This is a genomic window from Mucilaginibacter sp. UYNi724 (assembly GCF_054057495.1).
This window is the reverse complement of sequence record NZ_JBSRZI010000001.1, coordinates 418,598-439,356: the sequence shown is the minus strand read 5'-3', so window position 1 is coordinate 439,356 and position 20,759 is coordinate 418,598. Positions and strand designations below refer to the sequence as shown.

Annotated in this window: 16 protein-coding genes; 11 read left to right on the top strand and 5 right to left on the bottom strand. The window is 44.5% G+C overall.

All coding sequences use genetic code 11. The annotated features are described in order from the left end of the window. Positions 1-111 precede the first annotated feature (111 nt). Positions 112-1,383, top strand: coding sequence for a serine--tRNA ligase (gene serS, locus ACVW0P_RS01930; protein ID WP_457130584.1), 1,272 nt, complete (start codon positions 112-114; stop codon positions 1,381-1,383). A gap of 239 nt (positions 1,384-1,622) precedes the next feature. Here the strand turns inward: serS and ACVW0P_RS01925 are convergent, their stop codons facing one another. Both ACVW0P_RS01925 and ACVW0P_RS01920 read right to left on the bottom strand, forming a co-directional pair. Further along, positions 1,623-3,440, bottom strand: a complete 1,818-nt coding sequence (locus ACVW0P_RS01925; RefSeq protein ID WP_457130583.1) for a serine hydrolase domain-containing protein — start codon at positions 3,438-3,440, stop codon at positions 1,623-1,625. Next, complete coding sequence (locus ACVW0P_RS01920; RefSeq protein ID WP_457130582.1) at positions 3,427-5,058, bottom strand: amidohydrolase; 1,632 nt, start codon at positions 5,056-5,058, stop codon at positions 3,427-3,429. Before ACVW0P_RS01920 ends, ACVW0P_RS01925 begins: the two co-directional genes overlap by 14 nt. Positions 5,059-5,197: 139 nt before the next feature. Here ACVW0P_RS01920 and mutL point away from each other — a divergent pair, with 139 nt between their 5' ends. The 6 genes from mutL to ACVW0P_RS01890 all read left to right on the top strand — a co-directional run bounded on the left by mutL (position 5,198) and on the right by ACVW0P_RS01890 (position 12,370). Beyond that, positions 5,198-7,054: a DNA mismatch repair endonuclease MutL gene (gene mutL / locus ACVW0P_RS01915; protein ID WP_457130581.1), complete on the top strand. Its 1,857-nt coding sequence runs from the start codon at positions 5,198-5,200 to the stop codon at positions 7,052-7,054. Between the two features lie 35 nt (positions 7,055-7,089). Continuing rightward, complete coding sequence (locus ACVW0P_RS01910; protein WP_457130580.1) at positions 7,090-7,794, top strand: rhomboid family intramembrane serine protease; 705 nt, start codon at positions 7,090-7,092, stop codon at positions 7,792-7,794. 29 nt (positions 7,795-7,823) lie between these two features. After that, entirely contained in the window at positions 7,824-8,705 is an 882-nt protein-coding gene (locus ACVW0P_RS01905) for a rhomboid family intramembrane serine protease (RefSeq protein ID WP_457130579.1), read from the top strand. After that, positions 8,695-9,807, top strand: coding sequence for an endonuclease/exonuclease/phosphatase family protein (locus ACVW0P_RS01900; RefSeq protein ID WP_457130578.1), 1,113 nt, complete (start codon positions 8,695-8,697; stop codon positions 9,805-9,807). The genes ACVW0P_RS01905 and ACVW0P_RS01900 overlap by 11 nt, the downstream gene beginning before the upstream one ends. Positions 9,808-9,853: 46 nt before the next feature. After that, complete coding sequence (gene cysS, locus ACVW0P_RS01895; protein ID WP_457130577.1) at positions 9,854-11,344, top strand: cysteine--tRNA ligase; 1,491 nt, start codon at positions 9,854-9,856, stop codon at positions 11,342-11,344. 159 nt (positions 11,345-11,503) lie between these two features. Further along, positions 11,504-12,370 (top strand): DUF4440 domain-containing protein, encoded by an 867-nt coding sequence (locus tag ACVW0P_RS01890; RefSeq protein WP_457130576.1) that lies wholly within the window; start codon positions 11,504-11,506, stop codon positions 12,368-12,370. 101 nt (positions 12,371-12,471) lie between these two features. Here the strand turns inward: ACVW0P_RS01890 and ACVW0P_RS01885 are convergent, their stop codons facing one another. Beyond that, on the bottom strand, positions 12,472-13,434 hold the full coding sequence (locus tag ACVW0P_RS01885) for an AAA family ATPase (RefSeq protein ID WP_457130575.1): 963 nt from the start codon (positions 13,432-13,434) through the stop codon (positions 12,472-12,474). 2 nt (positions 13,435-13,436) lie between these two features. After that, the gene (locus ACVW0P_RS01880) at positions 13,437-14,819 is read right to left on the bottom strand and encodes a foldase protein PrsA (protein WP_457130574.1); all 1,383 of its coding nucleotides are present in this window, start codon (positions 14,817-14,819) and stop codon (positions 13,437-13,439) included. Between the two features lie 154 nt (positions 14,820-14,973). Here ACVW0P_RS01880 and ACVW0P_RS01875 point away from each other — a divergent pair, with 154 nt between their 5' ends. After that, positions 14,974-15,594, top strand: a complete 621-nt coding sequence (locus tag ACVW0P_RS01875) for a hypothetical protein (protein WP_457130573.1) — start codon at positions 14,974-14,976, stop codon at positions 15,592-15,594. A gap of 1 nt (position 15,595) precedes the next feature. Continuing rightward, positions 15,596-16,183: a non-canonical purine NTP diphosphatase gene (locus ACVW0P_RS01870; RefSeq protein WP_457130572.1), complete on the top strand. Its 588-nt coding sequence runs from the start codon at positions 15,596-15,598 to the stop codon at positions 16,181-16,183. Here the strand turns inward: ACVW0P_RS01870 and ACVW0P_RS01865 are convergent. After that, positions 16,173-18,875, bottom strand: coding sequence for an OstA-like protein (locus ACVW0P_RS01865; RefSeq protein ID WP_457130571.1), 2,703 nt, complete (start codon positions 18,873-18,875; stop codon positions 16,173-16,175). The two genes, ACVW0P_RS01870 and ACVW0P_RS01865, sit on opposite strands and share 11 nt — an antisense overlap. 51 nt (positions 18,876-18,926) lie before the next feature. On the opposite strand from ACVW0P_RS01865, the gene tilS reads away from it, so the two are divergent. Together tilS and ACVW0P_RS01855 are read left to right on the top strand one after the other, a co-directional pair. After that, positions 18,927-20,261 carry a tRNA lysidine(34) synthetase TilS gene (gene tilS, locus ACVW0P_RS01860; protein WP_457130570.1) on the top strand — a complete coding sequence of 445 codons (1,335 nt, stop codon included), beginning with the start codon at positions 18,927-18,929 and terminating at the stop codon, positions 20,259-20,261. Beyond that, a complete protein-coding gene (locus ACVW0P_RS01855) occupies positions 20,258-20,743 on the top strand; it encodes a hypothetical protein (RefSeq protein WP_354427841.1) in 486 nt (161 codons plus the stop codon). Before tilS ends, ACVW0P_RS01855 begins: the two co-directional genes overlap by 4 nt. Positions 20,744-20,759 lie beyond the last annotated feature (16 nt).

Below are 20,759 nucleotides of genomic sequence, written 5' to 3'. Positions count from 1 at the left end.
GTTCATAAAAAAATGTGGGTTTGCCAATGGTGCTTTGCAGCTACAAAAAACCATTAACTATGAACCATCATCTATGAACTAATTATATCTTTGCCTTTTAAAATAAAATCAATGCTGCAAGTTAGTTATATCCGCGATAACAGGGAACAGGTTTTAGAACGTTTGGCTGTAAAAAATTTTAAACAGCCGGAATTGGTAGATAGGATCCTTGAACTGGATAGCGAACGTTCGGTTGCGCAACGTGGTGGAGAAGAGGAAAAAGCAAGGGCTAATGCATCTGCCAAACAAATTGGTGAACTAATGCGAGCCGGTAAAAAGGATGAGGCGGAAGTGCTGAAATCTCAAACAGGCAATTCAAAAGAAAGCATTAAAAAGTTTGATGAAGAATTAGCAAAAGCTGAAAAAGAGCTTTACGAAGCGCTTGTTCAGCTGCCGAACCTGCCACATTCATCTGTACCAAAAGGTATAACGCCGGAAGAAAACGAGGTGGTGCTGGAGAATGGCACTATCCCAGAATTGCCCGCCAATGCTTTGCCGCATTGGGAACTGGCGGCAAAATATAACCTGATAGATTTTGAACTGGGTGTTAAAATAACCGGCGCAGGTTTCCCGGTGTATAAAAATAAGGGTGCCAAATTACAACGCGCGCTCATCAACTTTTTTATTGATGAGGCCGAAAAAGCAGGTTACAGCGAAGTAAGCGTACCATTGATGGTTAACGCTGCATCGGGTTTTGGAACAGGCCAGTTGCCTGACAAGGAAGGCCAGATGTACTACGTAGGTGTTGATGACTTATACCTGATCCCTACTGCCGAGGTGCCCATCACCAACTTGTACCGCGATGTGATCTTAAAGGCTGATGAACTACCCGTTAAAAACTGTGGGCATACACCTTGTTTCCGCCGCGAAGCCGGTTCTTATGGTGCGCACGTACGCGGTTTGAACCGTTTACACCAGTTTGATAAGGTGGAGATTGTACAAGTTGTACATCCCGATAATTCATACGATGTACTGGAAGGCATGAGTGCCCATGTACAGGGCCTATTACAAAAACTTGGTTTGCCATACCGTGTATTGCGACTGTGTGGTGGCGATATGGGTTTCGGCAGCGCATTAACTTACGACATGGAAACCTGGAGCGCCGCGCAGCAACGCTGGTTAGAGGTATCATCCGTATCAAACTTCGAAACATTTCAGAGTAACCGATTGAAACTACGTTTTCGTAATGCAGAGGGTAAAACACAATTGGCCCACACGCTTAATGGTAGTGCATTAGCCTTGCCACGTATTGTAGCTACATTATTAGAAAATAATCAAACTGATATGGGAATCAAAATACCCGAGGCGCTTGTGCCTTATACCAAGTTTGAGTGGATAGATTAGAGTAACAATTTGGAACTACTTTCTTAATTGTTACCCCATTTATACCTGGTTAAAACGCCTTAAAACGTACTTCGTAAGTGCAACGTGTTCACGTTCACGGCCATGTCTGCCCATGAATAATTGTATTTGCCTTATAATCAGCGATTTCTATTTTTTATACTCAGTACGTGTCTTATAATCAATACTTTATGCTTTAATTTGCGGGCAATACAGCGTTGTCTTCAAGAGTGAAAAGCGCTTTACATTCCTTTCTGTATCGCTTCATAAACCGCATCCTGGATGCGTGGGCGGATGTTTAGGCTACCCAGTTTGCTGCCAACGTTGGGGTGTACCCTATTGGACAGGAACACGTAAACCAATCCATATTTAGGATCTACCCATACACAGGTGCCGGTAAAGCCCGTATGGCCGAATGACTGGTCTGATGCTAATTTGGATGGGTAATGCCTGTCGGCGATTGGGTCCCAGCGGTCAAAACCAAGGCCACGGCGACTAACCGGCGATTGTTTGGATGTCCAAAGATCTACCGTTGTGGGTTTAACATATTGTACGCCACCGTAGGTGCCGCGGTTAAGCATCATCTGGTACAGTATAGCAATGTCATTCGCGCTTGCAAACACACCTGCGTGGCCGGCAACGCCACCCATAAGGGCTGCGGTTGGGTCGTGCACGTAGCCGTCTATTAAAGTTTTACGGTCTTTTTTATCATCCTCTGTTGGCGGGATGCGGTTTGCCGGGAAACGGTACAGCGGTAAAAAGCCCGCGGTTTGCATCCCCAGCGGGGTGTAGAATTTATCCTGTACATATCTGTTCAGCGGTGTAGCGGTTATGGCTTCGGCTATCTGCTGCAAAAATATCATACCCACATCGCTGTACACATATTGCCCGCGGGTTTTAACCAGCGAACGCAAGGCAGCCGGCAGCATCACCTCGTTGAAGTAACCTTTACGCACGTAGTAGTTGTCATTTACTTTAACCGGGAATGCCGCTGATGAATCGGTACTGTGGTCAGCTGATTTTATCACCTCGAAAGTAGAAATATCCGGGATCAAACCTGCCTGGTGCTCCAGCAATTCGCGAACGGTCAGCGTCTTTTTGTTGGTGTTTCGCGTGATAGGCATGTAGGTGCCTAATGTCGAATCAAGGTTTAGCTTGCCCTGGTCATAAAGTTGCATGGCTTCCATGGTAGTAGCCGAGATCTTGGTCATGGAAGCTATATCGAAAATGTCGGTTATCCTGTCGGGGATGCTGTTGTCATAAGTGTGCGACCCATAGGCTTTGTTGAAGATCACCTTGCCATCTTTAGCAACCAACACCACGCAACCGGGAGTGGCCCTACTGCTAATGGCCTCTTGTGCTATGGCATCAATGGCTTTCATGTTATCAGCATTAATACCGGCATCCTCGGGCACAGTGTATTGCAAACGGGTTTTAGAAGTAAGGTACCCCGTATTTGTAGTATACTTTGGCGAGTATGTTTTAGTGAGTTTTTGTGTGATAGCTACCCCGCCAAAAATCGCCTGAGCACTGTAGAAAGCTGCTACCTGCGATACCTTGCCCGACCAGATAACCGGCGCCGAAACGTCATTCAGCTTAGCCAGTGCGGGCCCTGTTCCCAATAAAGAAACCACCACATTTTTCATCTTTTGGTTATCGGTAATAAAGCTGATGATGCGCGGGTTGTTGGCCTCGTTATCCGTTAGCTGGATGATGAGGGTATTGTAAAACTTGGTGTCCTGGGCCAGCATTTCTAATGATTTGGTGCTGAGGTAATCGTTGCCGTTAAAGGCATCAACTTTGGCGTATTTGTTAAGCAGGCTATCAAAACCAATGCTGTTCGCTGATGAAAAGTGGATGCTGGCAATCTTCTTCACCTCCAGGTTTTGCAGGGGTATCAGTTGCTTCTCGTTGTTCAGCAAAACAGTAGCTTGCTCAACCAATAGCTGTTCTTTCACATAAGCTTTACCCGTTAACGGTGGGTTTTGCGCGCATGCGGAATTAAAAAATGCAAACCCGGATAGCAGCAGGAAGTAGATACGCTGCTTATTTTTTCTCATAAACCTTAACACCATTTATATACGTTTTTAAAACTTTAACATTTGGCAATTCGCTGCCTTTGGCTTTCATAATATCATTATCCAGTATCACAAAGTCGGCATATTTGCCAACCTCTATACTGCCTTTTTCTTTTTCCTCGAAGTTGGCTTTTGCCGCCCAGATGGTCATGCCGCGCAGGGCTTCTGTACGGCTAAGCGCGTTGTTCATCTGGAAACCGCCTTCGGGCTGGCCTTGTAAATTTTTACGCTCGGTAGCAGCATAAAACGTGTACATCGGGTTTATATTTTCTACCGGGAAGTCAGTCCCCAGCGGGATCCACCCGTTTTGTTTCATCAGGTTTTTGTAGGCATAGCCGCTTTTCAACCTTTCGGCACCAAGTCGTTTAACCGCCCAGGTCATATCAGATGTAGCATGCGTTGGTTGTACCGATGGAATAATGTTATTATCGCCAAACATCTTTACATCTTCGGGCGCTATAATTTGCGCGTGTTCTATTCTCCAGCGCTTGTCATTTTTGCCCTTCAGGTTTTCGGCGTAAATTTTAAGCATCACGCGGTTGGCGCTGTCGCCGATGGCATGCGTACACATTTGAAAACCTTTTGCGGCAATCATTTTAGCAACCTCTTCAAAATGTGCTTTAGAACTTAGTAAAAACCCGCTCCAGTTTTTTTGATCGCTGTAGGGATGAAGCAAACACGCCCCGCGCGATCCCAAAGCGCCATCTGCATAAACTTTAAATGAGCGTACGTTAAGGCCCGGTGTTTTGTAAGCTCCGCGTTTAAAAAGGTATTCGTAGTTCTCCTGCTGGTCGGCAAGCATCAGGTAAAGGCGCATTTTAAGGTCACCTTTGTGTTGTAAGGAGGCAATAACGTTTACCAGTTGATACGGCACACCACAATCATCAACCGTGGTTAGGCCAACTTCAAAACAATTTTTTTGCGCGGCTAACAATCCGCTTTGCACCATTTGCTCGGTAGGTTCCGGGATTTTGCGGGTTACAATGCCGACAGCATTATCTACCAGGATGCCGGTAAGCTTACCGTTAACGGTCTCTACCTCACCGCCAATTATCTTTTGGCCGGGCTTTACACCCGCGATATTCAGGGCTGCCTGGTTAACAATAGCCGCGTGCCCGTCTATCCGGCTCAAAATTACAGGGCGAACCGGGAACAAGGAATCCAGTTTGGCTTTATTAGGGAATGATTTGTTAGTCCATGTATTTTGGTCCCATCCGGCACCAACAATCCAGCCTTCGGTTTTATGAGCGGCGTAGCTTTTTACGGTATCTAAAGTAGCCTCCCAGCTTTTTAGGCCCACCAAATTGGCATTTTGCAAACCCATGCCGTATTCCATGAAATGCGCATGTGCATCAATAAAGCCGGGATAAACGGCTTTGCCTCCGGCATCAATCACTTCGTGGGCCAGGTACTTTTTCTCGAGGGTATCGATATTACCAACGGCGACTATCTTGCCGCTGCTTACTACAAATGCGTTCGCGGTAGAAAAAGTGCTGTCAACAGTATATACGAGGGCGTTTTTTACGATCAGGTCGGCGTTGTATTCTTTTTGTTTACATGCTGTAACCAATAAAAACAGCAATGGCCAGAGTTTCTTCATATTAATAGACAGGTAGATGTAAATAAATTAATGTAAATATTATATACAAGTATGTAAGGGTAAAGTTATGCAATCAAATAATTAATTTAGCGTCTTAATTGATGCACCTGTTTTGGGTGCCGGAAGGGAAATATTTTTAATGCCAGATATAATACAGCTTTTACCGGATGCCGTTGCCAACCAGATAGCCGCTGGCGAAGTAGTACAACGCCCTGCATCCGCAGTAAAAGAATTGATAGAGAACGCGATAGATGCCGGTGCCGATAAAATTCAACTGATATTAAGGGACGCCGGGAAATCATTGATACAGGTTATTGATAACGGCTGCGGTATGAGCCTTACCGATGCGCGCATGTGTTTTGAACGCCACGCCACCTCAAAGATCCGCAAGGCCGAAGACCTGTTTGCCATCCGCACCATGGGTTTTAGGGGCGAAGCTATGGCTTCCATTGCTGCAATTGCTCAGGTAGAACTAAAAACCCGCCGCCACGAAGATGAATTAGGTACCTGCATCCAGATAGAAGGATCGGAAGTGATAAGCCAGGAAGCGTGTTCTGCAAACTTTGGTACTTCGATTTGTATTAAAAACCTTTTTTATAACACGCCCGCCCGGCGTAACTTTTTAAAAAGTAACCCGGTAGAGATGCGCCACATTATTGATGAATTTCAGCGCATAGCATTAGCCAACCCGCAAGTGTTTTTAACCATGCACCACGATGGGCAGGAAGTTTATCACCTGCCGGCATCAGCCATGAAACAACGTATTGTGCACCTGTTTGGTAATAATTACAACCAGCGCCTGGTGCCTGTTGAGGAAGAGACCACTATTATTAACCTGCGCGGTTTTGTGGGCAAGCCCGAGTTTGCGCGTAAAACCCGCGGCGAGCAGTTCTTTTTTGTGAATAACCGTTTTATAAAAGATGCCTACCTGAACCACGCGGTGCTAACGGCTTTCCAGGAGTTACTGCCCGACGAGACATTCCCGCTTTATGTGCTTTTTATAGATATAGACCCGGCCAAGATAGATATCAACGTACATCCCACAAAAACCGAGATAAAATACCAGGACGAGAAATCTATCTACGCAATTATCCGCTCGGCGGTGAAACGCTCGCTGGGTAAATATAACATTACTCCGACTTTAGATTTTGACCAGGAGAATAGCATAGGCCACCTCATCACCCAAAAGCCTTTTGATGAAATTAAACAGCCAACCATAGCCTTTAATCCGGACTTTAACCCCTTCGCATCCGAAAAAAGGACTAGCGAGCAGGAGATCCCTTTTTTGCGCGATAGTAACACTCACCAAGCTGCCATTCCGCGCAACTGGGATACCTTGTACGAGATAAGCAAAAAGGAAGAAACCCTGCAGCACGAAATGCACGGGGGAACCAGCGTTGCCATAAACGAGCAGGAGATAAGCAAAAGCAGCGAGAAACAGTTCTTCCAGGTGCATAACAGGTTTATACTGTCGCAGATAAAATCGGGCTTTATGCTGATAAACCAGCAGGCCGCTCACGAGCGCATCTTGTACGAGCGTTTTTTGCAGCAATTGCAAAATCATAGCGGGGTTAGTCAGCAGAGTTTATTTCCGCAATCGGTTACACTAAACAGCGCCGATTTTGAGTTATTGAGAGAACTGTTACCTGATATCCGCGCGCTTGGTTTTGATATCCGCGAGTTTGGCCGTAACACCGTTGTGGTAGAGGGCATCCCGGCAGATATTACCAACGCCAGCGAGAACGAATTACTGGAACAATTACTGGAAGGCTTTAAAAACAACCTGGCAATATTAAAGTTAGATAAACGCGATAACCTTGCCCGCTCGCTGGCACGCAATGCGGCGTTAAAAGCGGGTGTAAAGCTAAGCATGGAAGAAATGAACCAACTGGTTGATCAGCTTTTTGCCTGCCAAATGCCAAACCTGGCACTAAATGGCAAGCCTGTAATTAGTACCTTTACACTTAACGAATTAGCAGAACGATTTGAAAAATAGCTTAAAAGCTTAAACCATATTTACACGTACACAAAATGCAATCACCATTTGCCAATATGCCGCCGGTTGTAAAAAACCTGCTTATCATTAATATAATATGCTACGTAGCCATGTTTGCACTTGGCTCGGTGTTCGACATGGCGAGATATATGTCCGCCTATTATTTCAACTCGCCATTTTTTCATCCGTGGCAGGTTGTTACTTATATGTTTTTGCATGATCCGGGCAATTTTGGCCACATTTTCTTCAACATGTTTGCTTTGTTCTCTTTTGGGCCGATGCTGGAATATGCCTTGGGGTCAAGAAAATTCTTTAATTTTTATTTTATAACCGGGATAGGTGCATTGGTGTTACACCAGTTAGTTCAAGGGGTGGAATTGTATAATTTAATTGGCTCATTTACGATTGCTGGTGCAGACCCGGAGGTTTTGAGAAACATTGATCCGCAGCGCGTTATAAACATTATCAACTCGCCAATTTTGGGGGCATCAGGTGCCATATTTGGCGTACTTGTAGGATTTGGAATGCTATTCCCAAACCTGGAAATGATGATCATGTTTATCCCTGTGCCTATCAAAGCAAAATATATTATACCGGTTTATATCGTACTGGAATTATTTTTAGGGGTCGCGAAATTTTCCGGCGATTCGGTTGCTCACTTTGCCCACCTTGGTGGTGCGCTATTTGGGTTTCTTTTAATAAAACTTTGGGGAATAAAACGGCCTAACAATTTTTATTAATAGCTGTTTAAACAATATAAATACGGGTTATGACTCTTTGGAAAGATATCCAATACAAGCTATTAAAATCGGGCAATAAACTTAGCCTGCTTATTGGCATAAACGTAATTGTTTATCTGGCTATAAATATATTTGCTGTTATAGAGCAGTTGTTTAGAGGGTTTGGCAACAGCATCATATTAAGTTATACAAATGAATTTCTGTTGTTGCCGGCCTATTTGCCAAAGTTAGCCTACCGTTTTTGGACGCCATTTACCTATATGTTCATGCATGCAGGGGTGTTCCATATTCTGTTTAATATGCTTTGGTTGTATTGGATGGGTCAAATATTTGAAGAGTACCTTGGTAATAAACGCACAATAGGTTTATATATCCTCGGCGGGCTTTCGGGCGGGTTGCTATTTGTTGCGTGTTATAATCTTATCCCCGCTTTTACAAATATAAATGCTGCTGCTAATGGCGTTGTAGTTGGGGCATCTGCAAGCGTAATGGCTATTGTTGTTGCTACTGCTACCCTATTGCCCAATTATACCGTATCGCTGATACTTATTGGCCCCGTTAAATTAAAATGGCTGGTGTTGTTTTATGTTGTGATAGACTTTTTAGGAATAGCGGGCGGTAATGCAGGTGGCGAAATTGCTCACCTTGGTGGTGCATTGTTTGGTTTCATTTATATCAAACAAGTCCAAAAGGGGCGCGATTTGATAGGCTGGATCAATAGATTATTTGAGCCTAAACCAAAAATGACGGTAGTTAGCAGTGGTAGCGGCACACAGCGTAAGGCTTCCGGTAAGCCAAGGCAAGAAGATGTTGACCGCATCCTCGATAAAATCTCGGGCAGTGGTTACGATAGCCTGAACAAACAAGAAAAAGAAATCTTATTTAGGGCAAGCAACAATAATGATGGCTAAACAGAAGGGGCTAAATTTTATTGATCGCGTTTTCCTTTGGATAAATTATGCATTGTGCGCCGCCCTGTTGCTGGGTTACCTGGCGCCATATATAGACCCCCGCAGCTTTTGGCCCATCGCTTTTTTTGGCCTTGGTTACCCGCCTTTACTTTTGGCAAATGTTATTATAATGGTTTACTGGCTCATCCGCAGGAGTTGGTTCATCGGCCTGTCGTTTATAACCATTTTAATGGGCTGGAACGTGCTGAACAATAATATCGGCATCCGCCTGCCGGAAGGGGCAAGCCAGTCGGCTCCCAAAAAACAATTACGGGTAATGACCTACAACGTGCACGATTTTAAGCGATACGGCGAGAAAAATGATATTTCTACCAAACACGAAATATTGGACCTGATTGGGCAGGAGCAACCGGATATTTTAGGCATGCAGGAGTTTTTTACGCGAAAAAAGGGGCAATACGCTATGATAGATTCTATCAAAAAAGTAATGCGTGCCGAACATTATTATTTTGAGGCTACCATGACCAGCGCCAGCGAGGCCATAGGCCTGGCTATTTTTTCTAAGTATCCAATAAAAGCTTACGGGTTGATACAACTGTCAGTAAAGGGCAGCGGAAACCAGTGTGTGTATGTTGATGTGCAGAAGGATAGCGCGATGGTGAGGATCTACAGCGTTCATTTACAGTCCATAGCGTTTGAACCGCAAGACTATAAATACCTGGGTAACCTCTCATCAAAAGGGAAAACAGATATAGGGGCCACAAAACGCGTTGGCTGGAAATTGAAAACCGCTTTCGCAAAACGTGCCGAGCAGGTGTTCGTCATTAAAGAACATGCCAAAAAGTGCCCATACCCGTATGTTATCTCCGGAGATTTTAACGATACCCCTTCATCCTTCGCGGTTAACCAAATGGCAAAAGGTTTAAAAAACGCGTTTCGTGAAAAGGGTGCTGGTTTGGGCCGTACGTATAACGGAGATTTCCCCAATTACCAGATAGATTATATAATGGCCAGCCCGCAGTTTGATGTAACGGAGTACAAGATCATCGAAAAAAAATTGTCAGACCATTATCCTTTAAGCACCTTACTGGTATTAAAATAACATCTTCAAAAATAAACTCCACGCCTAAAATTGTAAGTTTGCGCTTATGGAACAAAAACTATTTGTTTACAATACTTTAACACGTAAAAAAGAAGAGTTTAAGCCACTTAACGAAGGCCATGTTGGCATGTATGTTTGTGGCCCTACCGTATATAGCGATGTGCATATAGGCAACTGTCGTACCTTTATTTCTTTCGACCTTATTTACAGGTACCTGCTGCACCTTGGGTATAAAGTGCGCTACGTACGTAATATTACCGATGCCGGCCATTTAGAGGGCGATAGCGACGAAGGAGAAGACAAAGTATCTAAAAAAGCAAAAATAGCCCAGTTGGAGCCAATGGAAATTGTACAGAAATACACTGTTGATTTTCATAAGGTGATGGAAACTTTTAATGCCCTGCCGCCAAGCATCGAGCCAACGGCAACCGGCCATATTATCGAGCAGATAGAACTGGTAAAAGGTATCCTTGAAAAAGGTTACGCTTACGAGGTTGATGGCTCGGTTTACTTTGATGTAGAAAAATATAACCAAAGCCAGGATTACGGCATACTTAACGGCCGCAAACTGGAGGATATGCTGAATAATACCCGCAACCTTGGCGGCCAAACTGAAAAACACGGCAAGCTTGACTTTGCCCTTTGGATAAAAGCTAAGCCCGAGCATTTGATGAAATGGCCGTCGCCGTGGGGATTGGGTTTCCCGGGCTGGCACCTCGAGTGCTCTGCCATGAGTAATAAATATTTGGGGCAGCAATTTGATATCCACGGTGGTGGTATCGATCTGATGCCTACCCACCATACTAACGAGATTGCGCAGAACGTAGCTTGCTGCGGTAAAAACCCGGCATCGTACTGGTTACATACCAATATGCTTACCATGAACGGGCAAAAAATGTCAAAATCGTTAGGGAACAGTTTTTTACCGCACGAGTTGTTTGCCGGCGACCATCCTCTGCTGAAAAAAGGCTACAGCCCCATGACGGTTAGGTTCTTTTTTTTGCAGGCCAGCTACCGCAGCACAGTCGATTTTAGCAACGAGGCTATAGAGGCGGCAGAGATCTTTTACAAGAAGCTGGCAGAGAGCGCCAAAAAGTTAGTTACGTTGCAGCAGAATGAGTTAACTGCCGTTGATGACGAAACCTATAAAGCGATAAATGATATTTGCGATGACTGCTATAACAGCATGAACGACAATTTTAACTCGCCAAAAACGTTAGATGCTCTAAACAACTTATCCAAATGGATTAACTCGTATGCGGCTACCACCCGTAACTCGGGGGAGATAGCGGCAGCCACTTTTGAACGGATGAAGAAAACGTATAACGATTTCTTTTATGATGTTTTAGGTTTAAAGCAGGACGATAACGAGAATGCAGATACCGACGACCTGATGCACCTGGTGATCAAGTTACGCAACGAAGCCAAAACAAATAAGGACTACGCAACGTCTGACAAGATCCGCGAGGGCTTAAAAGAGATAGGCTTCCAGCTAAACGATAACAAACAGGGCACTACCGATTGGATCAGGATTTAAGCCTCTCCCTGCGCTTTGCAAAGGAGAGGATAAAAGGCGGAGCTGTTAATAAACGTTAAAACAAGTATTACTATTAAAACAATTAGGGCCGGGCAGCCTTTATGTTAATCAGTTAAAATAATTATTAAATTGCCCAAGCAAATTATACTAAGTAAACACATGAGAAGATCATTATTAGCTGCTATTGTATTATCAGGTTTTAGCCTTTCGGCAATGGCACAAGCCAAAGTTGAAGTTATTTCTGTTGTAAATGCCGAAGAGAATTTTAATAAGATAGTTGAACGTAAAGGTATTAAAGACGGTTTTTTATCCGTAGCCGATGCTGAGGGTATTGTGTTTAAACCCAATGCGGTTAAAATAACCGAGTTTTACAGCGGTATAGAAAAACTACCCGGTAAACTTAGCTCACAGCCAAAATTTGCGCGGTTATCTGCTAATGGCGACCTTGGTTTTACGTCCGGCCCTTATGTTTACCAGAATGGCAAAACCGATGATGATAAAGTGTACGGCGATTACGTATCGTTATGGCGTTTAGATAATTCTGATAACAAATTTAAACTGCTTATAAACCTGGGCATCCAACACCCCGAGCCTGAGCAGGAAGCCGTAACTGATTTCAAAGAACCTGATCTAACCAAGCAAAAAGCGCCAAGTAAAGATCCGTTTGCAGGTAAAAACATCTTAGTAGCTACGGATAAGACCCTTAATCACTCGTTAGAATTATCCTCACTGGCCGGCTACAAAGAGTTTTTAAGCCCGGAAGCACGTTACTATTTCCCGGGTTTTGAGCCGATGACAGGTACCGATAAGATCCAGAAATTTATTGATAACGAAGGCATCAGCATATTTGCAGAAACGGTTAGCGTTGGCCGGTCTACCAGTAATGATCTGGCTTATACCTACGGCACAGCCCGTATTAAAAAAGGCAACATAGTTAACAATTACAACTACGTACGTATCTGGGAAATTGATGCCAACCACAGGTGGAATGTGTTGCTGGAGATCTTCTCTACAGTAGAAAACTAACGTATTTAAGATTTTAGAATTACGATTTTAGATTAATTATCTTGCGTCCTTTAGAATTAGAGTTTTCCTTTTAGGATTTAGATGTTAGAATTTAGAATTTCCTAAAAAAGCTGCTCAATAATATCATTAGCTGTAAGGCCCTCGGCTTCGGCATGGTAGCTGCGTACTATGCGGTGGCTAAGTATAGGTTTTGCTACTGCCTGTACATCCTCAATATCCGGCGAGTACTTTCCGTTAAGCACAGCATGGCATTTAGCCCCCTGGATCAAAAATTGCGATGCGCGCGGGCCTGCGCCCCAGTTTAATAAACGCTTCACCTGCGGGCCTGCAAATTCGCTGTTAGGGCGCGTTTTACTAACAAGCTTCACAGCATATTCCAAAACATTATCGCTTACCGGGATATTCCGCACCAATTGCTGGAAGTAAATTATCTGCTCGGCATTCAATTGTTTCTTAACGGTTACATTAGCCGCACTGGTGGTGTTTTTTACTACCTGTAGTTCCTCTTTAAACGTAGGGTAATCTAAAGCCACGTTAAACATAAAGCGGTCTAACTGTGCTTCGGGTAGGGGGTAGGTGCCTTCCTGTTCAATGGGGTTTTGTGTAGCCAATACAAAAAATGGCTTGGCAAGTGTGTGGGTAACGCCCGCCGCCGTAACCGATTTTTCCTGCATGGCCTCTAACAAAGCGGCCTGCGTTTTTGGCGGTGTACGGTTTATCTCATCGGCCAGTATGATGTTTGAGAACACCGGGCCTTTTATAAATTTAAAATTCCTGTCCTCACCCAAAATTTCCGAACCAATGATGTCAGACGGCATAAGGTCTGGGGTGAATTGGATGCGCTTAAAGTCGAGGTCTAAAACCTGTGCCACGGTTTGCACCAGCAGGGTTTTTGCCAGGCCGGGTACACCCACAAGTAAACAGTGCCCATTGCTGAAGATGGAGATAAGTACAAACTTAATAACTTCATCCTGGCCAACTATCACTTTACCGATCTCAGCACGAATTTGCTGATAAACGTTCTTCAAAGCATCGGCGGCCTCAACATCTGAGCGGTATGGCATACTTATTCAGTTTTGGCTTGTGCTGTTGTTTCGGCAGCTATCCAGCTTTTTAATGGCGGGCAGCTTTGGTACTCAGGGTCGATTTTGATGAATGTTTCTTTACGGCGTTTATCAAACCATTGGGTAATGGTACGGCTAAGCTTATCGTTGGTAGCAGCTTCTTTTAGTTTGGCAAAATCCTGCTCTAAATTAGCCTTGTGCGCATTAGTAACCGATTTTAGGTATAAGATCTTATAAGCTTTTTTGCCTGTTTGCTGGTCTGTAAATAATTGAGGTTTTGAAACCGAACCTACCTTCATGGTGTCGGTAATAAGCGCTATTTGCGGGTCAAGCTTATCTGTAGGGATGTAAGTAGAACGGGTTTGAACATTATCTGCATTCAGCATCATACCGCCGTTAAACTTGGTTTCTTTATCATCAGAGTAAAAGGCTGCCGCGCTGCTAAAGTCAAATTTCTTAACCCTCATCATTACGTTGTAAACGCTATCGGCAGTAGTTTGAGAGCGGCCTAAACTTGCCTCGGTAACCGTTGGCATAATAAGTATGTGGCGTACGTGTACCTGCTCGCCGCGGCGTTCAATAACCTGTAAAAAGTGGAAACCATTTTCGGTTTCAAACACGTTCGAGATCTCGCCGGTTTTAAGTTTAAACGCGTTTGCGGTAAATTCTTTTACCATTACGGTACGGTCAAAAAAGCCAAGGTCGCCACCATCAGGTGCCGAGCCGGGATCTTGCGAGTAAAGCCTTGCCAGTGTAGCAAAGTCTTCACCTTTTTTTACCCTTGCCCTAAGGTCTTCTGCTTTTTGTTTATAAAACTCCTTCTCGTCTTTATTCAGTTTTGGGGAGAATACGATCTCGCCTACCTCTATCTCTTTGTTGTAAGATGGTAAGCTATCTTTAGGCATCGATTCAAAGTATTTTTTTACATCCTGTGGAGTAGTGTTCACCTTTTCGGTAATTTTTGAACGCATGCGCTGTGCCACCAACGATTCCTTGATATCCGGGCGAAGCTCATCCTTGTACTGGATAACAGAGCGGCCTAAAAAGCCTTCTAACTTATCCTGGCTGCCTGCGCGCTGTATAAAGCTACGCATCCGGCGGTCAACTTCGGCATCAACTTCTTCGTCTTTTACCTGCACGCTATCAATAACGGCCTGCTGGGCAAGCAATTTTTGGGTAAGCTGATTTTGAAGGATAAAGCATTTTACACTTGGATTTGGCTGTTGGCCGCTCACCAGGTATTGCGCGTATTGCAACTCAATGTCTGACTGTAGAACGATCCCGCTGCCTACAACAGCTGCTATCTTATCAAGTGTACGTACCTGTGCCTGGGCAAATGACAGAAATATAAAAGAAGTTATAATGGACAGTGCGATTTTTCTCATGTACTTTTTAAACTAATTGCTACGGATAGTTTATCCGTTAAAAATGCGAATTTCGGTAAAATTTATTAATAATAAATGTATAATTAAGCCGTAATGCGAATATGCTGATAATGCATCAACAGGAATAGGTATTTTTGGTTAAATTATGTTAAATATGAAAGTGGACAACCCGCAGGCCTTTGCCTACATTATGCAGGAAGAAGTTTACCTGCTTAATAAGGACAAAGGCTTGTACACAGCTACCGCGGTTGATGAACAAACCCTTGCGCAGGCCTCTACCGTTAAAGCGACAGAGCAACCTGCTTTCCCGGTAATTGCAGAACAACCTGTAGCACAGCCAACACCCGTTTCCGCTACCCCTAAAACACCCGAACCAATTGTACAAACGCCCGATAACGAATTTAATTATCTGGGTAAAAACAATAAAAACTTTGTAGTGCTGGTAAACTACGCCAACGAAGAACACATCGCGGCAGCACATCTTATCGCGCTTGAAAATATACTGAAACGTAAAGAGCTTGCGCTTGATGATGTTGCGATACTAAACGTAAACAAATACGCCCCTGTGAAGCTTGCCGCTCTTGCCGCTTACTTTACGCCAACCAGGCTGGTAATTATGGGTGCCGACTCACTGCCTGAAGGGATAGGCAAACTGCCGCTTAACCAACCATTGCAGGGCAAAAAAACGCATGTGTTGTACAGCTTTAGTTTTGATGAGATGATGAGCAGCAACGATAACAAAAAGCTATTTTGGGAACAAATGAAAACCCTGTAACATGCAGCAATTAGTATTTGCCACAAACAACGCGCATAAGCTGGAGGAGGTGCAGGCCAGGGCCGGCACCCAAATAAAGGTATTAAGCCTTGATGATATTGGCTGCCATGATGATATTGAAGAAACCGGGTTAACCTTTAATGAGAACGCATCCATTAAAAGCCAATTCATTTACCAAAAATATAACCTCAATTGTTTTGGGGACGATAGCGGGCTGGAAATAGAGGCGTTGAATAACGACCCCGGCATCTACTCGGCCCGCTATGCAGGTAAACATGGCGACCATGAAGCCAATATAGACAAGGTGCTTGCTAACCTGAAGGATACAACTAACCGCAAGGCGCGTTTCCGCACGGTGATATCCCTGATGTGGAACGGCGAAGAGCATTTTTTTGATGGCATTGTTAATGGCACCATTCGCCGGGAACGTTGTGGGACAAAAGGCTTTGGTTACGACCCGATATTTCAGCCGGATGGTTATGACATTACCTTTGCCGAAATGAGCATGGACGCAAAAAACCGCATCAGCCATCGTGGCCGCGCGGTTGATCTGCTTATCGGTTTTTTAAATAACCAGGCTAAGGCTTAGTAGCCGTCGAGTCTTTTTTGGTTTTAAGCGTTGCAGCCGGCTTATTCTTCAGCGTGTCTGCCGCGGCTTTAGTAACAGTTATTGGCGTAACAGCGGTTTTGTCCTGCTTAGCTTTATCTGCCGGCGCTTTAATTACGCCTTTTGTTCTTATTGCCGCGCTATCGGCCTTTGCACCACCGGCAGGTTTAGTAACCGGCGATTTTACACCGGTGCTATCCTTGGCAGCCCTTGTACCCGGCGGCACAGGTGATTTTTTTTGTAAAGAATCTTTACCCGCTTTCTCGCCCGGTTTGCTCATTTTTCCCTTGTCGGCATCTGCGGTTTTTTTATTTGCCGCGGCTTTGGCCCTGGCTATCTTCCTGTTGTATGATGGGATGATAGATTCTTTAGATACCGGCCGTTCCTTTGGTTTCCATATAAAGCCCTTCAAGATCAGCTCATCCTCCTTAAACTTGGCTAATGGGCCGTAGCGATGTTCTGGTTTAGAGATAAAGAAGATATTGTTGGCGCTGTTATTTTTAAAATAGATGCGCATCTTGCTGGCTAAAGACCGCTGCATACCATCCACACGTTTTGAGCTATCGCGGCTGTAAGCGATACTTTCGGCATTGCCTACAATAAACATCCTGTCCAGTTTGCCATTTTTGAAGAAACCCTTCATGCGTTTAGATGCCACCTGGTTAAAGTTAGTAGAATCGCCTTTTTCAATGTTCACAATAAAAGATTGCGGGTACATGTTCAGGTTATCCATCTTTTTGTTCTTCATTTGCATGGTGATGGTATCGGCAGATAATTGCGAGCCCTGTGTCCATATCAAAGGCTGTATGTAGCAGCGCAGGGTCGAGTCGGCATAGCTGTAAAACATCGAATCGGCCTTAGCCTGCAAGTCAGATTTAAATAGTTTGGCGTTATGGTATGCCTTAATAATACGCACCCTTGCCGTATCGCTCAACGTAATTGGCGGGGTATAAAATATAGGGTCTTTATCCACATTTGTGGTGTCAGCAGTTCTTGCAGTGGTTCCGGCCGGTAATGTCCCAAACGCGCCCTTGTCACCCTTTGCGCCATCAAGTGTACCAAACGCCCCTTTGTCCGCTTTTGAGGTAGCTGTACTAAACCCTGCATCAGTTTTTACGGCGTTGCCTTTGCCTTTTACGGGTAGTGTTAGCACAATATCCCTGGGGGCAAACTTGTAATCAGCAAAAAAGTCGCGGTGCAGGTAAGCGGTATCGCGCCTAAAGCGTGGCGGGTTTAAGGTCAAAAACTTATCGTTCTTTTTTTGCCCCTCAACGGTGGTTTTTTTTGTTTTTGCCGATGTATCACGAACGCTTGACAGGCGCTGCTTCTCCTGCATTATCTTCACATCTTTATACATCAATATCTGGGTTACCAGCGTATCGGCAGAGATATAGATCGAATCGCGTTTTACTTTTTTATCCGGCGCTGCGATCTTCAAAACCGTATCTTTTGGCGCCATCGGGAATGCAGAAAGGCCCGCCCCCTTAAGCGGCGTGGTGCCCTTAAATGGTTTTACACCGGGGGCGTTCACTTTTTTGGCAATAATAGTATTGGCCGCCTTAACCGCGTCAGGGTTAGCTTTGGCAATTTTAGTAAGGGTATCAATAATCCCCGGTATGGGGATGCCGCCGGTTTTAATGGGAATGGTATTTGGCGGCGCTTGCTTTACGGCCAACGCATCAGCCTTTTTTACAACGGAGGCAGGCACCCCGTTTTTAACCGCGATGGGGTTAGCTGCCTTTATGCCGGGTTTGGCAACAGGCACGGTATCTGTCCGGGTCGAATCTTTTTCTTCGGTAACAATAATTACGTATGGGTCTTGTGTTACAACGGTACGTTCCCCTTCTTTATAATAAGTAGCCAGATCGCCCTTTAGGGTAATGTTCTGCTCGCGGTCATGAAATGTTACCCGTTTTACCGCGCGGCCGTAGCCTTTCAGCTTGTCATAAAATAAGCTGTCGCCTTTTAATGTTTTGGTGCCTTGCTTGTAAAGGTTTTTCTTGCCGAAAAAGGCTTGCTCGGTTTGGGTATTGTAAAGGCCGTTCTCGGTATAAAGGGTGTCTTTTTTGTCCTTAGTATCGTAAATATTAGTGGGGCCGTAAAAATAGGCAATGCGGCTGCCGGTATTGTAGCGAAGGGTATCTGTTTTTATCAAGGCATCCGGCGTAACCAGCACCACGTTGTAACGGAAATAAGAATCGCGCGAGAAGGCAAAATAATAGCCGTTTTTACTGGTAAGTGTGTTGTCTTTATTTACCAGTTTGCCGCCGCCGGTGTAGGTGCCTATGCGGGTTGCGGTGTTATAGGTAAGATAGTTAGTGGTGAGCGTGGCGTCTCTGTCAATCAACTTTACATTATCTGTTAAGATAGCAATTTTGGTATTGCCGTTATAGTTTAGCTTGTCCGAATAGATATTCAGTGTATCGCCTTGGGTAATGTGTACATTGTTAAAGGCATCAAAAGCGTTATCGGCAACGTAAAAGTACGCGCTGTCTGACCGCATGATCGAATAATCCTGCTGAAACACACCTTGGTAAACCTTAAGCACATTTTTGCCGTTAAGCTGTATGATCTGGCTGCTTTTTGATTGTATTAGCTTTACAACAGATTTTTTCTGTGCCGACACGGCCAGGGTAAGGAGTATAAAAAATGTACTGAAAATGTATTTTATCACAATGGCAAAATTAGTTTTTTGCTGGGGTTTTTAATTTAATAATTTTGACGTATGCTTCCAGTTAAACGCTTTGTTGATTTTATTGAACAAAACAACCTGTTTGCACCCGCCAATAACATACTGGCAGCGGTAAGCGGGGGCATGGATTCGGTACTGATGGCGCATTTGCTAAAAGCCGCCGGGTACAATTTTAGTATAGCGCACTGCAACTTTATGCTTCGCGGTGCCGATGCCGGTGCCGACCAGGAATTTACCCGCCAGCTTGCCGGGCAACTTGGCGTAAACTTCCATACCATCAATTTTGATACCCAACAATACGCCGTTAACAACAAAATTTCTATCCAGATGGCTGCGCGCGATCTGCGGTACAATTGGTTCGCTCAAATCAGTCAGTCAGATGGTTACGATACCATAGCCCTTGCACACCATCAGAACGATACTATCGAAACAATATTGTTAAACCTTACACGTGGTACAGGTATAGCTGGTTTGCATGGTATTTTGCCGAAAAATGGCCAACTGGCGCGCCCGCTACTCTTCCTCACCCGCGACGAAATACAGACTATCATCACTACCGAAGGTTTAAAATATGTGGAGGATGCCTCAAACGCATCTACAAAATATGCCCGTAACAAAATACGCCACCAGGTTGTCCCATTGCTAAAACAGTTAAACCCCAACCTGGAAGCGACATTTGAGAACACCCTGCGCAACTTTAGGGATCTGGAGATTTTGCTGAACAATAAAGTTGAGGCGCTTAAAACCGAGCTGTTGATACAACACGGGAATGAGGTACATATCGCTATCGATAAAATTAGGGAACTCTCACCACAGCGCCTGTTGCTTCATAAATTATTACAGGGCTTTGGCTTTATTGAAACCGTGGTTGACGATCTGCAAACCGTTTTAGATAAACATGCGGGCAGGGTGTTTGAAAGCCCCGGGTTTACATTAGTGGTTGATAGAGGCAGGCTAATCATTAGCGCTAAGAGTACTGGTGGAAATGCAGATGTAAACATCGCCCAAGATGATACGCATGTTGTTTATAGCGGGTACGAGCTTACGTTACTGCATGATGATAGCGCTTTGATCGTTAAAAACAACCCGTTGGCTGTTTCTATTGATGCAGATAAATTGGATTACCCTTTAACCATTCGTGCATGGCAGCAAGGCGATGCATTTTACCCGTTGGGGATGAAAAAGAAGCAAAAGCTGAGCGATTTTTTTATTCATCAGAAAGTACCGCTGAAAAGAAAAGGCGATGTACCCGTACTTGTTAATGGTAATGGCGACATCATTTGGATAGGCGGTTACCGGCCCGACGAAAGGTATAAAGTAAATGATAACACTAAAAAAGTTACTATATTCGAACTGTTTAAATTATGAGCGATAAATCAGTATTTGTAGAAAAGCAGTACCTGGGAAGGGAGTGGATCCCCATTACCATCCGCCTGGTTTTGGCGCTATTTTGCTTTGCCGCTTACTTTTTTACCGACGAACGCGAACGTAACGGCGATTTGCTGGCTATTGTCGGTTTCGTGATCATCATCATCTCCATCATCATGGGGTTCCTGCTGCACTTTAGCACCCATGTGGTAAACAAAAGCATTTTGCTTGATGGCCTGTGGAGCACCCGCCGCGTTAAAATAGACCTGAACAGCATCGTAAAAGTGGAGAAAGGCACCTACAGCCGTTACTTATTTAACAACCCGGTTTATAACCTGCATACAAAAGGCACCATTCGTTTTTACGCGGCCGGTAATGATGCCATCCATTTGACAGATCGCGATGGGTTGGTGTACATCATAGGCTCGCAGCACGCTAACGAGTTTTTGCGTGCAATAAAAGGCGAAATGAAAGCGGTTTAAAGGCAAAAAAGTTATT